Genomic DNA, 13417 nt, shown 5'->3' with positions numbered 1-13417 from the left:
TTCCTGACCGTCGGTACAGCGCCTCGCAGCCACCCCAGCCGGTGGCGTCGGTCATCTCAGGAGGATCGGATCAGCTTTCGCCACTTGGCGCTGGTGGCGATCGCCCTGAGCTGCTTCATCGTGAGCGCGGGGGTGTCGCGCGTCGCGGCGTCGTGCTGACTGCCGGAGTTGAAGGCGCTGACCACCACCCGCATGCCGTCGGTCCGCATCGTGTCGACGGTCCACATGACGACCCCTGAGCCGCCCTTCTCACCGGGTCCCTGGCTCGTCGCGACCTTCGTGCCGTCGGGCAGGATCTCGGGGTCGGCTCCGTAGAGCTCGTCCGCGGCATCCGACATGTCGGACTGCACGTTGATCTGGACCAGGCTCCTTCCCTTCCCGTCGTCGATCACGAGGTACCCGTAGCCGGCTTCCGGACGGCCCTTCGTGACCACCGCGACCCCCGTGGGGAGCAGGGCGACGAGGGTCCGAGTGATCGCGGCGCCGTCGGCCTCCGCCATCTCGGTCGTGGGGGCCCGCGGGCTCCGGACCTCCTCGGGAATGGTGTCAATGGCCGCGCGCCAGGCGGCGGCGGTGGCCACCTTCTGCAACTGCGCCAAGGACAAGGGCGGTTCTTCCCTGCTGACCGGAGCGTCCTTCTCGGCCTCGGCGTTCCACTCGCTCACGTTGACGAGCTGTCCCTGAGGCGTGACGAGGTCCGCGGCCCACCACTTCGTGTCCACACGGCGGTCCGGGTACTCGTATCCCTGGAAGAGCATGAGCGTCGAGCCGTCGGGCAGCGTGGTCGTGGAGCAGCTGTCGTGCGGGACCTGCGTCCTGTCCGGGCAGGTGGTGACCTGGCGGGACATCTCGCTGTCCGGGTCGACGCGGTTCAGCCCGACGGCGACCGCCCCGCCTCCCTTGCCGTCGTCGTACACGACCTGGGCGTACGGCCCCGGGCCCAGACCGACGCCGCGCCCCTGCTCCTCGCGGAACTCCCCCTCGGGAAGCAGTCCCTTGAGGGTGCGGACGAGATCGGCGGCGGAGATCTCACCGTCGTCCTCCGCGGGCGGGGACTGGATCGCCCGGTCCGCGGCCACGGACTGCTGCCCGTGCCCGTCGCCGGACGAGGGCACGAGCAGTGCCCCGCCCACTCCGGCGAAGGCGACCGCGGCGACGCCCGCCGCGATGGCGGCCCTGCGCCGGCGCACGAGCCTGCGGCCGCGTGCCGTGCCGGCGGCGGTGAGGGCTCTCCGGTCCGCCTCGAAGTCTTCACCGGCGTGGCGGAGGGCGTCGCCGAGCCGGTCCTCGAAGCGATCGTCGTGTTCCTGGTGGTCTTCAACGGGCATGGCAAAACCGCCGTCTCTGCACGGTTGTCGGGATGGGGGTGGCGTGCGGCCGATCAGGGGGAGGCGTACTCGTCGATGGCGTCCCCGAGCAGCACCCGAAGACGGGCCAGGGCCCGGACGCAGCGCGTACGCACCGCCGCCGAGCTGGCGTCCATCACATCGGCGGTCTCCTCGATGCTGCGGTCCTCCCAGTAGCGCAGGAAGACCACCGCCCGGTCCTTGGCGGGCAGTTGGGCCAGCGCCTCGACCAGGGTCAGCCGCAGGAGGGTGTCCTGGCCGGCGCTCCGCGGATCGGGGAGGTCCGGGAGGACTTCCGTGGCTCGTTCCTTGCTGCTGCGACGCCGCTGGTGGGCCAGGAAGACCCGGGTGAGGGTGGTCTGGGCGTAGCCGGCGGGGTTGCCGACGCGGGAGACCCGTTTCCAGTTGGCGTACAGGCGGCCGAGGGTCTCCTGGACCAGATCCTCGGCGAAATGCGTGTCACCGCCGGTGAGCAGGCATGCGGATCGGTAGAGATGCGCCGCGCGCGCCTCGGCGAACTCCGCGTAGTCGTCCGCCCATCTCGTTCCCATCCCGCGCCCCCGTGCTCTGCGACAACGCCCTCACCTCATTGATGCGGTGGGGCCCGGAAATGTTTCAACAGCGGCGGCGGCCCGGCTGGGAACGGTGTGGCTCCGGCCTTGCCCGCGCCGGGAGCCTCACGTACGCGGTCGACGCGGGCTCCGGCCCGCGTCGCTCACGAGGTGTCATTCCGGCCGTGGCGGAACGGCGTCCTTGACGATGCCCGCGGCGCGGGCGGCCGACAGCCACACGGGGAATTCCCGCAGCAGCCGGTCGTAGTGGTCGGAGTCCGGGATGGTCCGGGGCGACGGGCCCGCGGCGAAGAAGCCGGCGTTGTCCACCGCGCGACGGCCGGGCACCGGGAGATCGTCGAGCTTGTGGAGGAAGCGGAACTCGTCGTCCCCGAAGCCGACGAACTGCCAGAAGATCGGCAGTCTCGCCGCCGTGCACAGCACATGCTCCGCGGCGGCCTTGGACGTGGGGGAGCCGTCGGTCTGGAAGACGACGAAGGCGGGATCGCCGGCTCCGCAGGACTCGTAGTGGTCGATGACGGCCTGCATGGCGACGTGGTAATTGGTGCGCCCCATGTGCCCCATCGACTCATGCAGCGGGTTGATGCGGTCCCGGTAGGCGTCGAGGCTGATCTCGGCGGTCCCGTCGATGCCCGTGGAAAAGAAGACGACCGGCACGACCCCGTCGTCGTCGAGGTTGGCCGCCAGGGCGAGGGTCTGCTCCGCCAGGTGCTGCACCGAGCCGTCGCGGTAGTACGGGCGCATGCTCCCGGAGCGGTCCAGGACCAGGTACACGGCGGCACGCTGCCCGCCGACGGCGTGCTTGGCCAGGGAGACCGCGGCGGTCTTGTAGAGGCTGACCAGCCCGGGAGCCCGGGCCGCGACCTTCTCCAGACTGATGGCGCCGGGAGTGCCGAGGGATGGCCCGGGCGGCTTGCGGTAGTCGACGCGGGGGCGCTTGCGGTAGTCGATGACCATGCGCCGTGATTGTCCTCCTGCCGGCCGTCTCGCGTCCGGCATTCGACCGGCGTCCCCCGATCCGGGACCCGCCGCGGGTGATCGCGCCGACCCGCGCACTGCGGCCATCTGCACCATGAGCGTCAGGGCAGCCGTGTGAGGAGGACACTGGCCTCATGTCCCTACCTAAAACACATCACTGCTCCTCCTGCTCGAACGGTGCCGGGCAGGAGGAGGTCATCCACGAAGACCTCGTCGTCGGAGCACCGCTTTCCATGGAGGACCTCACCGAGGCGCAGCGCCTCGACCGGTTCGCCCGCAAGTACGCCCACGACGGTTGCCAGGTCAGAGAGGTCCGGCGGGTCCCGCACGACGGCTTGAGCGGCTATGCGTGGTCCGTCCTCTTCGTCGAGGGCTCCTAAATACCTGTCCATACACGCCTTTTGGCCCATGGACGGGAGTACGGTTGCAGTACCGGGAGCATTTCGTACACCGGCCTCCTTGCGGGTGTCGTTTCTGGCGATCAACACCGCCGGGCTGCCACAGGGCAGCCCGGGGACGGGTCCGCGTCATGACCACTCTCGTCGATCGCACCCCCCACGACCTCGCACCGGCCCTTCCGGCACGTCTGTCCCTCACACCCCGGACCGCGCTCGCGGGTCAGCTGGACGGAGCCTGGTGGCCCCGCTCCCGTGACCTCGACGCCGAACTCCCACCGCTGTGCGACACATTGGATGGCACCTGGGGGCGCATCACCAACATCACGGTGAACCCCACCCGTTGGCCCGCCGTCCCCCGCAAGGTGCCCGTCACCGGTCACACCGTGCACGTGGGCTGGTTCAGGGAGCAGGACCCGGACAAGGTGATCCTGTTGTCCCGAACAGTGGGCCGATGGGACCTGCTCGTGATCCCGCCCGAGACGGAGCCGGCCGCCGCGGCCCGCCTGATGGCAGCCGCCGCGCTTCCGGGCAGCCTCCTGACCGCCGGCACGCTGATGGCGGCCGAGACCGGCACGGGCGGCGCGCGGAACGCCCACGACAGGGAAGAGGACTGGGAAACCGAGGGCGGGGCGTGCATGTCGCCCTTCGGGCCGCCGGTCGTCCCGCTGCCCGCAGGTTCGGGGAGGTGAACCGATGGAGACCGCCGTCCTCATCGCGGTGACCCTCGCCATGAGCGGCGTCGGCATGTGGCTGATTCATCGGCTTAACGTCCAGCACGCGGCACGCATCGCCGACTACCGGTTCGGTGACGTCGAGCGCGGCGTCGGGAGGCGACACCGCGGACACCGGACGACACAGACCTTCCTCTGACCGGTGGGGAAACGGGTGGGGCGCACGGCGCCCCACCCTCCGGTCTGCCGTCTCGACCCGAAGGGACCGCACCGCCTTGAAAGCCACCAAATAACCCCCGATGCCCGAAATGCCCGCCTGGCCTACCCTGAAAGTGGGCCGGGGCACTCTCACGTGCGACCGGCCCGGAAGGGCGGCCCCGGTGTGTACACGCCGGGGCCGTTGCGGCATCGCCCAAGCGCCCGCAGGGAGCAGGACATGATCCATTCCACTGACATCCGAGAGTGGCGCGACCACGATGTCGTCGACCCGAAGGGGCACAAGATCGGCTCACTGGAGGCGATCTACGTGGACACCTCCACCGACGAACCCGCCATGGCCACCGTCCGCACCGGACTGCTCAGCCGGCAGCGCCTGGTCTTCGTTCCTCTCGACGAGGCGATTCTGGGACCGGGCTACGTCAAGGTCGCGCACCCCAAGGGACTGGTGAGGAAGGCCCCCGCCATCGGCACCGACGACGTCCTGCCCGTCGAACAGGAAGAAGCGATCTTCCACCACTACGACCTGGCCTACCGGCCGGGCGCCAACGGCGAACGGCAGCTCTCGCGCCGCTGACGCCCATGACCCCGACAGAGGGGAGGCAAGCCGCATGGCGATCTTCCTGTTCCTGCTCCTCGTGGCCGTCATCCTGGGAATCATCGGTGTGGCGGCCGAGAGCCTGTCCTACCTCTTGCTCGTCGGCATCGTGATCATCGTGGCCGACATCGTCTTCTTCGGCATGCGGTCGTACCGGCGCATGCGTGATCGCCCCCTGCGATGACAGCCCGCGAAGCTCCGCGCCCGTGCCGTGCGGCGGCTGCCGCGGAGGGCTCCCGTGCGGAGTACGGTTGAGTCACCGAGGGCACTTCGCACTCCGGCTTCCGTGTCGGCGTCGTTTTCGGCGATAGCCGAGCAGGCATGTGAACGCCATGAACGTGATCCTCGACCGTACGATCCACGACGCATCCCCCGCCGCCGCGCGGGTGAGGTCCTCCCCGAAGCCGCTGTACGCCGCCTCGGGCCGGCCGGACGCCCTGCGCCGCCGTGAACGCGGACTTCTTCTGCCGATCATCCTCAGCAGGCCGAGCTGTGGCCGAACGCGCGATGCGCGTCGGCTTGTTCACTTCCGGTCGGTGTCCGATGCGGACGAGCCGAACACCCTGGGAGTGACCATGATCCATGTACGCCACACACCACACACGGGAACCCACGAGCACGGCCCGCGCCCCTCGGTCACGACGGGGGCGGCCATCCCTCTCCCGTCCGCACCGCTTTCCGCGCTTCGCGACCGGCGCGACCACCGTGACGGAGGCCGGGGCCGGCTGCGGCCGCCGCGGCGTCGCCGCTCACGCAGGTCCGTGCGGCCCGCCCGGAGGGTGTCCCGATCCGCGTGATCCCGGACAGCCTGATGACCGCCACCGCGGCAACGCCGGGCGCCGGTCGGAGAAGAGCATGCCGGAGCATCCGGGAAGCTCCGGCCTGACACGCGAACGGGTGGCCCGACGGGAGTCGAGGCCACCGGTGAGGAGTCGCGTGATCAGAGCTTGTGCATGCCGTAGTAGGGGCTGACGATGCGGGTCAGTTGGGAACCGAAGTCGACGAGCAGTGCCCCGCCCGCGGCCTCCTCGGCCATGACTTTTCCAAGGCCGTGCTGGTCGTGGGAGACGCGGTCCCCCACGGCGAAGCTCTTGAGGACCGGGTCGGCGGGCGCCTTGAAGGGGCTCGTGGGCAAGTGGCGCGGGGGCGCGGATCTTTTCGTCATTGCAGCCAGTATGCGTGGTGGGATGCCTGGCGCATAGGCTCGAACATGCGCCCGATCGCCGGACATGCGGGCGTACGGAGGCACTTCCTCCGCGCTGACCTGCCGCAACGGCCTCACAGACGCCCACGCGCGGCCTCGGCGGCGCGGAAACTCGCCCACCCCGCCGCGCACCCTACGGGGCGCGCTCCGAGCGTGTCGCAGGGGCGTGCCGGGGCGCCGTGCGAAGCGGCCGCGGCCCACCGGCCCCGGGGGGAAACCGCGACCGGGGGAGGGCGATATCTGTCGCCGCGAAGCGAGAAATTGATGCGACGCGCGGTGAGGGTTTCTGACGCAACAGGCGGAGCGTAATTATCCAGCGCGCACGGACGATCGCTCCGTGCTACTGTCGAAGCAGTTGCAGTTGTGATACCCAAGAACTTCCGGTGCCTTCACCGGTTTCCACGCCGATGGAAGTGCCGTGCTTTTCCGGTCATTTCCCGGGCAGGGTCATCATCACAGCGACGCGGAGTCCGCACAGTGCGGATTCCGGGCACTGCCCGAAGGAGATCTGACACATGACTACTGGCACCGTCAAGTGGTTCAACGCGGAAAAGGGCTTCGGCTTCATCGAGCAGGACGGTGGCGGGCCTGACGTGTTCGCCCACTACTCGAACATCGCCGCCCAGGGTTTCCGCGAGCTGCTGGAAGGCCAGAAGGTGAGCTTCGACATCGCGCAGGGCCAGAAGGGCCCGACGGCCGAGAACATCGTTCCCGCCTGATCACCACACGCGCAGTTCGCCGCTGGGGCCCGCACCATGGGGTGCGGGCCTTGGCGCGTTGCCCTTCGGGGCGCAGCCCCCACGTCGCACCGCGACGCTCCCAGGGGCGGCAGGATTTCGGGGGGCCGGTGAATTCACCGTATGGCAGATGTCTCCCCCGACGCTTCGGGCATATGTCCGCCGGAACTTTCCGCGCACTGCCCGCCCCGCTTTCTCCGACCAGGATCGCGCCGGCTCTCCCGGCGCCTCGGCCCACGAGCGTTCCACGCCGGGCCGGATCCGCTTTCGCATCTTTCCCGGCCCGATCTCGCGATTCTCTGTGCTGTTCATCGCCGCAGAAATTCCTTGATGCGTGCCGCTTCGAGGAAGGTTCTCTGTGAACCGCACACGTACGAACGACCGTTTCACCCGTACCCGTAACAGCAGTTCCGGCTCCGGTAAGACCTTCAATCCCAACCGCTCAGGCGCTCCGAGCCGTTCGGGCGGTCAGCGACGCCGTCCCGCCACGCCGCAGGGGGAGTTCGCCCTGCCGGTGACGACCACCCCCGCGCTGCCCGCCGTCGAGGCGTTCGCCGATCTCGACATGCCGAGGCAGCTGCTGGCCGCGCTCGTCAGCGAAGGCGTGACCGTGCCGTTCCCGATCCAGGGGGCGACGCTGCCGAACTCGCTCGCGGGCCGTGACGTGCTCGGCCGCGGGCGCACCGGATCCGGCAAGACCCTCGCCTTCGGCCTGGCGCTGCTGGCGCGTACCGCCGGCCTGCGGGCCGAGCCCCGGCAGCCGCTGGCCCTGGTGCTGGTGCCCACCCGGGAGCTGGCGCAGCAGGTCACCGACGCGCTCACCCCGTACGCCCGCTCGCTGCAGCTGCGGCTCGCCACCGTGGTCGGCGGGATGTCGATCGGCAGGCAGGCCGGTGCGCTGCGCAGCGGCGCGGAGGTCGTCGTCGCGACGCCGGGCCGGCTGAAGGACCTCATCTCGCGGGGCGACTGCCGCCTGGACCGGGTCGGCATCACCGTCCTGGACGAGGCCGACCAGATGGCCGACATGGGCTTCATGCCGCAGGTCACGGAGCTGCTGGACCAGGTGCGCCCGGACGGGCAGCGGATGCTGTTCTCGGCCACCCTGGACCGCAATGTCGATCTCCTGGTGCGCCGCTACCTGTCCGACCCGGTGGTGCACTCCGTCGACCCGTCCGCGGGCGCGGTCACCACGATGGAGCACCACGTACTCCATGTGCACAGCGCGGACAAGAACCAGACGACGACGGAGATCGCGGCGCGCGAGGGCCGCGTGATCATGTTCCTGGACACCAAGCGCGCCGTCGACCGGCTCACCACCCACCTGCTGAACAGCGGCGTGCGGGCCGCCGCGCTGCACGGCGGGAAGTCGCAGCCCCAACGCACCCGGACCCTGGCGCAGTTCAAGACCGGGCATGTGACGGTGCTGGTGGCGACCAATGTCGCGGCACGCGGGATCCACGTCGACAACCTCGACCTGGTGGTCAACGTGGACCCGCCCACCGACCACAAGGACTACCTCCACCGCGGCGGCCGCACCGCCCGCGCCGGAGAGTCCGGCCTGGTCGTCACCCTGGTCACGCCCGACCAGCGCCGCGACATGGACCGCCTCATGCTGCACGCAGGGATCCGCCCCCGGACCACCCAGGTCCGCTCCGGCGAGGCCGAGCTGAGCCGCATCACCGGCGCGCGGACCCCGTCGGGCGTCCCGGTCGTCATCGCCGCACCGGTGGCCGAGCGCACGGGGCGCGGCGTCCCCGCGCCCCGCGGCCGGCGCAGCCGCACATCGGAGAACCACGGCACCGCCGAGAACCGCCGGACCGGCCGGCCGGCCCGCCGCCCGACTCGGCGGTCCACCTTCGACGCGGCAGCATAGGGCTGGGTGTACCGCCCTGCCGCCCGGACCCTCCTCGGCCGGTCAGTCCGTTCCCTCTCCACCTGTGAGGCACCATGCGCTGTGTCATCGCCCGTTTCCCCTTCGAACTGACCAAGAACGGTGTGCTGGCGTCGATGAAGGGGGTCAAGCCCGAACCGGTCACGGGTGAGTCCGTGATCATCGGCCGCCGTCAGTACCCCGTGAAGCAAGTGGGCGAAGTCATCACCCGGCAGGACCGGCGTGACTTCACGGCCGCGGAGGTGACCCGGGCGATGACCCGCCTCGGTTTCACCTGCCGGACCCTCGCCGAAGCCTCACCCGCGCCCGCCCCCACCCCGCTGGAGGAGGCGTCGGCGCTGCTCGGCATCCCCGCGCAGGTGTGACCGACAGGCGGAGAAAGGGCCCGACCGGCGCATGCCGGTCGGGCCCTCGTCGCGTCAGAGGCCCGTTCGAGCGGTAGGTCGTCACCGCTGTGGGGCGGGGAAATGGTGTTGAATTTCCTCCGGGGCCCTGGCGCCGTGAGGCACCGGGGCCTCTCGACGCGTCGTACAACGAGGTGAGAATGACCGAGGACACTCCGCTCAGTGATCGTCTCGATGACGACGACTACCCCGCCTACACGATGGGACGGGCCGCCGAGATGCTCGGCACCACCCCGGGTTTCCTCCGCTCGATCGGCGAGGCCCGCCTCATCACCCCGCTGCGCTCGGAGGGCGGACACCGCCGGTACTCCCGCTACCAGCTGCGGATCGCCGCACGCGCCCGGGAACTCGTCGACCAGGGCACGCCGGTCGAGGCCGCCTGCCGCATCATCATCCTCGAGGACCAACTCGAGGAGGCCCAGCGCATCAACGCGGAGTTCCGCCGCGCGGCGGCCGAGGAACGCGGCGCCTCCGGCACCGCCGGGTGACCTCGGCACCGGACCGGCCGAACCGTTCCGGGACACATCCGCACCGGCTCAGGAGGGCGCGCGCAGGGCGTCCACCGGTTCCATCCGGGCCGCCCGCAGCGAGGGGTGGAGCCCCGCGAGGAGCCCGACGAGGGCACCGGCGACCGGGGCGCCGAGGGCACGGCGCAGGCCGATCTCACCGACGCGTTCCATCACCGTCACGAGGGTGACGTTGGCGATGCCGATGGCGCCGACGATGTCGTTCCATCACATCGTTCGGAGACGCTCGAACGGGGGTGGTCCGCCCCGTCGATCTCCTGAACCCGGTGGACCGGCGGCCAGGGCGTGGCCCCCGTCCGCGATGTGGCGCGGATCACGGCGGGCGCAGGCATGGAGACGCCGCGGGATCTCTCCCCCCGCGGGCAACCGAAAGGGGCCTCCGCCCGGTTGAGGCGAGCGTGGGCACTGCCGCGTACGGATCGTGCGGCAACGCCACTGCCTGCGAAGGGGAGTGAGGCACATGCACACCACGGCTGATGAGCGGTGGAGCGAGGCGGAGCGGGCCGTGCGGCTCCTTCTGAGGGACACCGTGCCGCAACCGGCCACGCCCGCCGACCGGCTGGTCCGGGTCAGGCTGCGGATCCGGCGGCGCAGGCGCCGCCGGATCGCGGCGTTGTTGGGCGCGGCCGCCTCGCTCGCCGTCGTCGTGGCCCTCACCGCCGTCGTACCGGGGCCGCGGTCGCCGCAAGCGGGGACGGACGGGGGTGTGACACCCGCGGGCCCGCCCTCGTCCACGGCCGCGGACACGGCCACGCCACCGCCCTCGCCCTCGCCCTCTGCCACCGCGAACGAGGACGCGGAGCTCACGACCGTCCGCCTGACGAAACTCTTCGGGCTGACGCTGCGGGTGCCGCGCGGCTGGCACGCGCTGGAAGTCGTCGACCCGCACGGGAATCCGGTGGGCTACGTGTCCTCGCAACCCCTGAGCGCTCCGGCCCACGCCGTCTGCACCGGCACCCCGGACGAAGTGTTCGCCAACTGCGGGCCTTTGCCGTCACTGCACGAGGGCGGCGTGCTGATGGCCTTCTGGAGCGATGCGACGGGCAAGGCGGCCGGCGCGGCGCCACTCAGGATGACAAGCCCCGCACCCGCCGGGAAGGGCTGCCGCGTACTGCGCGGCAGCGTGGGGACCACCGGCTGGGGTTACGGCCACTCGGCCCCCACCGGCAAGCCCTTCGGGATGCAGGTCTCCGTCTGCATGCGCGGCCCTTCGGACGGCACGCTCGCCACGGTCACCCGGGCCCTGGAGACGGCGTTCCCCCGCACCACCGGCTGACCCGGCGCCCTCAGGAGCCGGCCTCGTCCGCCTCCCGGCAGAGGCAGAACGGGTGGCCGGCCGGGTCGAGGAGCACGCGGACGTTCTCCTGGGGCTGGTGCGCGGCCGGCGAGGCGCCGAGGGCGACCGCCTCGGCGACGGCGGAATCGAGGTCGCCGACCTGGAAGTCGAAGTGCATCATCGGCCGCTGGTGCCCGTCGGCGGGCGGCCAGACGGGCGGCCGGTAGTCGGCGGCCTGCTGGAACACCAGATAGGCGGAACCCCCGGGCACGACGACGACGGCCGTTCCCGGCTCCTCGTGCCCGATGGGCCAGCCGAGCAACGCGGAATAGAACCTCGCCAGGGCGCCGGGATCCGGGGCCTCGATCGCGGTTCCCCACCACATGCCACTGCTTCGGGATCGCACGGGCGCAGTCTGTCCCAGGACCCCGGCCCTGTCCATGGACAGCGCTCAGGAGGGCGCGCCGGTGAGGACCTGTACCTTCCCGGTGTCCAGCGAGTAGTAGGCGCCGACCACGGCGAGGCTGCCCTTCTTCACCAGGGGGGCGAGGTCGCGGTTGGCGCGGAGGTTGTCCGCGGTGAGCTTGATCTGGGCCCGGGTCATCGTCTCGACCGGGTCGGAGCCGCCCTTCTTGACCGCCTGCTCGTACGCGGGACGCAGCGCCTGGGAGATCGCCTCCAGGTTGCCGGGCAGCGTCGTGCCTCCGTGCATCGCCTTGTACGCCGCGTCGATGGCACCGCAGCGCTGGTGGCCGAGGACGACGACCAGCGGGGTGCCGCCGGTCATCGGCCCGTACTCGACGGAACCGATGACCACGGGACCGACCGCCTGGCCGCCGGTGCGCATCACGTACAGGTCGCCGAGGCCGGTGTCGAAGAGCAGCTCGGGCGGTACGCGGGAGTCGATGCAGGAGAGGACCGCCCCGAAGGGCTCCTGCTTCATGGCGACGAACTCCCGGCGGCTGGGATCCCGGTCGGGATGCTGGAGGTTCCCGTTCACCCAGCGCTTGTTGCCGTCCATCAGCCGCTCGAAGGCCGCGGCGGGCGTGGCCGGACGGGACTGCCCCGGTGAGGACGTCATCGCGCTCGGCGCGAGGCTCGTCGACGAGCACGCCGAGAGCGCGCCGGCGGCGACCACCAGGCCGCCGGTGAGCAGCGTCCTGCGCTGCGGGTGTCCTGCGCTGTCCATCGGTTGTTCCCCTCACTGCCGCCGAGCCCGTCGGTACGCCTTGACCACGGCGAATCCTCGGCCCGGTACGGCCGATCCGGCGGCAGGCACGGACGGACGCGCGCCCCATTAACACCGACGGCCCACGCCGTGAGAGGAGTCAGGTGGTGGTCAGGGCGGCCCGGCCGCGGTCGGCGCGGAGGGGACCGGAGGCGGAGGGACGGACGTCGAAGTCGAACATGGCGGTCGGCAGGTAGAGGGAGCAGCAGGCGTTGGGGATGTCGACGATGCCGCTGATGCGTCCCTCGATGGGGGCGGAGCCGAGCAGGAGGTAGGCCTGCTCGCCGCTGTAGCCGAAGCGCTTGAGGTACTCGACGGCGTTGAGGCAGGCGCGGCGGTACGCCATCGTCGCGTCGAGGTAGTAGTTGGTGTCCGTGTCCTGGTCGACGGAGATCCCGATGAAGGTGAGGAAGTCCGAATAGCGGGGCTCGACGTTGCCCGGCATGAAGACGGGGTTGGTGGAGATGCCGTACGTCTCCATGCCGCCCTTGATCAGGTCGACGTGGAAGTCGATGAAGCCGCCCATCTCGATGGCGCCGCAGAAGGTGATCTCCCCGTCGCCCTGGCTGAAGTGCAGGTCGCCGCCGGAGAGCTTGGCGTCCTTCACATGCACGGGGTAGAAGACCCGCGAGCCGCGCGTGAAGTTCTTGATGTCGTGGTTGCCGCCGTTCTCGCGGGCCGGCACCGTGCGGGCGCCTTCCGCCGCGATGCGTGCGGCGAGGCTGCCGGTGGCCGTGCCGGCGAGGGCGTTGGCGGCGTCCGGGGGGTTGGCGAGCGGCGGGACGCGCTGCGGGTCGGTGTCGATCAGCGACTGCTCGCGGGCGTTCCACCGGGCGAGCAGTTCGGCGGAGGGCGCGGTGCCGAAGAGTCCGGGGTGGGTGATGCCGGTGAAGCGGATGCCGGGGATGTGCCGGGAGACCGCCTGCTGGCCGTGGAAGTCCCAGACCGCCTTGTACGCGTCCGGGAAGTAGTCGGTCAGGAAGCCGCCGCCGTTGGCCTTGGCGAAGATGCCGGTGTAGCCCCAGCCCTGGCCCGCCGCGTCCCCGGTCTGCTGCGGTACGGGGCCGAGGTCGAGGATGTCGACGACGAGGAGGTCGCCGGGTTCCGCGCCCTCGACACCGATCGGGCCGCTGAGCATGTGGGGGACGGTCAGGTCGATGTCGCGGACGTCGTTGGCGGAGTCGTTGTTGCCGATCTGGCAGTCGGTCCAGTCACGGCACTCCATCCGGAACTCGGACCCGGGTTTCACCATGGCGACGTTCGGGACGTCGGGGTGCCACCTGTTGTGTCCTGGCGTGGCCTGCTCCCGCATCGACTCGGTCTGGTCGACGCTGAAAACTACGTCGGGCATGACAGCCTCTCCTCGTCTTT

Annotated in this window: 17 protein-coding genes and 1 pseudogene; 10 read left to right on the top strand and 8 right to left on the bottom strand. The window is 70.8% G+C overall.

Going from position 1 to position 13417, the window contains the following annotated elements:
* Positions 1–56 precede the first annotated feature (56 nt).
* The 3 genes from ACFWVC_RS09260 to ACFWVC_RS09250 form a co-directional block, all read right to left on the bottom strand.
* Positions 57–1328: a hypothetical protein gene (locus ACFWVC_RS09260; protein WP_384280836.1), complete on the bottom strand. Its 1272-nt coding sequence runs from the start codon at positions 1326–1328 to the stop codon at positions 57–59.
* 53 nt (positions 1329–1381) lie between these two features.
* Positions 1382–1897 (bottom strand): SigE family RNA polymerase sigma factor, encoded by a 516-nt coding sequence (locus ACFWVC_RS09255; RefSeq protein ID WP_384280835.1) that lies wholly within the window; start codon positions 1895–1897, stop codon positions 1382–1384.
* A gap of 174 nt (positions 1898–2071) precedes the next feature.
* Complete coding sequence (locus tag ACFWVC_RS09250; protein WP_384280833.1) at positions 2072–2875, bottom strand: vWA domain-containing protein; 804 nt, start codon at positions 2873–2875, stop codon at positions 2072–2074.
* A gap of 155 nt (positions 2876–3030) precedes the next feature.
* On the opposite strand from ACFWVC_RS09250, the gene ACFWVC_RS09245 reads away from it, so the two are divergent.
* The 5 genes from ACFWVC_RS09245 (at position 3031) to ACFWVC_RS09225 (ending at position 4963) form a co-directional block, all read left to right on the top strand.
* A complete protein-coding gene (locus ACFWVC_RS09245; protein WP_384280831.1) occupies positions 3031–3276 on the top strand; it encodes a hypothetical protein in 246 nt (81 codons plus the stop codon).
* A gap of 149 nt (positions 3277–3425) precedes the next feature.
* Positions 3426–3983 carry a DUF5994 family protein gene (locus ACFWVC_RS09240; RefSeq protein ID WP_384280829.1) on the top strand — a complete coding sequence of 186 codons (558 nt, stop codon included), beginning with the start codon at positions 3426–3428 and terminating at the stop codon, positions 3981–3983.
* A gap of 4 nt (positions 3984–3987) precedes the next feature.
* On the top strand, positions 3988–4164 hold the full coding sequence (locus ACFWVC_RS09235) for a hypothetical protein (protein ID WP_384280827.1): 177 nt from the start codon (positions 3988–3990) through the stop codon (positions 4162–4164).
* Positions 4165–4401: 237 nt separating this feature from the next.
* On the top strand, positions 4402–4758 hold the full coding sequence (locus tag ACFWVC_RS09230; RefSeq protein ID WP_384280825.1) for a PRC-barrel domain-containing protein: 357 nt from the start codon (positions 4402–4404) through the stop codon (positions 4756–4758).
* 34 nt (positions 4759–4792) lie between these two features.
* Complete coding sequence (locus tag ACFWVC_RS09225) at positions 4793–4963, top strand: hypothetical protein (RefSeq protein ID WP_384280823.1); 171 nt, start codon at positions 4793–4795, stop codon at positions 4961–4963.
* Positions 4964–5719: 756 nt separating this feature from the next.
* Here the strand turns inward: ACFWVC_RS09225 and ACFWVC_RS09220 are convergent.
* Positions 5720–5944, bottom strand: a complete 225-nt coding sequence (locus ACFWVC_RS09220; protein WP_384280820.1) for a hypothetical protein — start codon at positions 5942–5944, stop codon at positions 5720–5722.
* A 554-nt stretch (positions 5945–6498) separates the two neighbouring features.
* On the opposite strand from ACFWVC_RS09220, the gene ACFWVC_RS09215 reads away from it, so the two are divergent.
* The 4 genes from ACFWVC_RS09215 (at position 6499) to ACFWVC_RS09200 (ending at position 9503) form a co-directional block, all read left to right on the top strand.
* The gene (locus ACFWVC_RS09215) at positions 6499–6702 is read left to right on the top strand and encodes a cold-shock protein (RefSeq protein WP_272118185.1); all 204 of its coding nucleotides are present in this window, start codon (positions 6499–6501) and stop codon (positions 6700–6702) included.
* 376 nt (positions 6703–7078) lie between these two features.
* Entirely contained in the window at positions 7079–8593 is a 1515-nt protein-coding gene (locus ACFWVC_RS09210) for a DEAD/DEAH box helicase (RefSeq protein ID WP_384280818.1), read from the top strand.
* A gap of 74 nt (positions 8594–8667) precedes the next feature.
* Positions 8668–8976 (top strand): SCO5918 family protein, encoded by a 309-nt coding sequence (locus ACFWVC_RS09205; protein ID WP_384280815.1) that lies wholly within the window; start codon positions 8668–8670, stop codon positions 8974–8976.
* 179 nt (positions 8977–9155) lie between these two features.
* On the top strand, positions 9156–9503 hold the full coding sequence (locus ACFWVC_RS09200; protein ID WP_384280813.1) for a MerR family transcriptional regulator: 348 nt from the start codon (positions 9156–9158) through the stop codon (positions 9501–9503).
* A gap of 48 nt (positions 9504–9551) precedes the next feature.
* On the opposite strand, the pseudogene ACFWVC_RS09195 reads toward ACFWVC_RS09200, so the two are convergent.
* Positions 9552–9740 (bottom strand): annotated as a pseudogene (locus ACFWVC_RS09195) (ABC transporter permease); the annotation flags it as partial.
* Positions 9741–10002: 262 nt separating this feature from the next.
* Here ACFWVC_RS09195 and ACFWVC_RS09190 point away from each other — a divergent pair.
* Complete coding sequence (locus tag ACFWVC_RS09190; protein WP_384280811.1) at positions 10003–10818, top strand: hypothetical protein; 816 nt, start codon at positions 10003–10005, stop codon at positions 10816–10818.
* 10 nt (positions 10819–10828) lie between these two features.
* Here ACFWVC_RS09190 and ACFWVC_RS09185 read toward each other — a convergent pair whose 3' ends face one another.
* The 3 genes from ACFWVC_RS09185 to fmdA form a co-directional block, all read right to left on the bottom strand.
* Positions 10829–11224 (bottom strand): VOC family protein, encoded by a 396-nt coding sequence (locus ACFWVC_RS09185; RefSeq protein ID WP_384280809.1) that lies wholly within the window; start codon positions 11222–11224, stop codon positions 10829–10831.
* 45 nt (positions 11225–11269) lie between these two features.
* Positions 11270–12007 (bottom strand): carbonic anhydrase, encoded by a 738-nt coding sequence (locus ACFWVC_RS09180; RefSeq protein ID WP_384280807.1) that lies wholly within the window; start codon positions 12005–12007, stop codon positions 11270–11272.
* Positions 12008–12146: 139 nt separating this feature from the next.
* A complete protein-coding gene (gene fmdA / locus ACFWVC_RS09175; protein WP_384280805.1) occupies positions 12147–13397 on the bottom strand; it encodes a formamidase in 1251 nt (416 codons plus the stop codon).
* Positions 13398–13417 lie beyond the last annotated feature (20 nt).

This window comes from Streptomyces sp. NPDC058691, assembly GCF_042714775.1.
Classification (GTDB): domain Bacteria; phylum Actinomycetota; class Actinomycetes; order Streptomycetales; family Streptomycetaceae; genus Actinacidiphila.
This window is presented reverse-complemented; position numbering and strand designations above follow the sequence as displayed.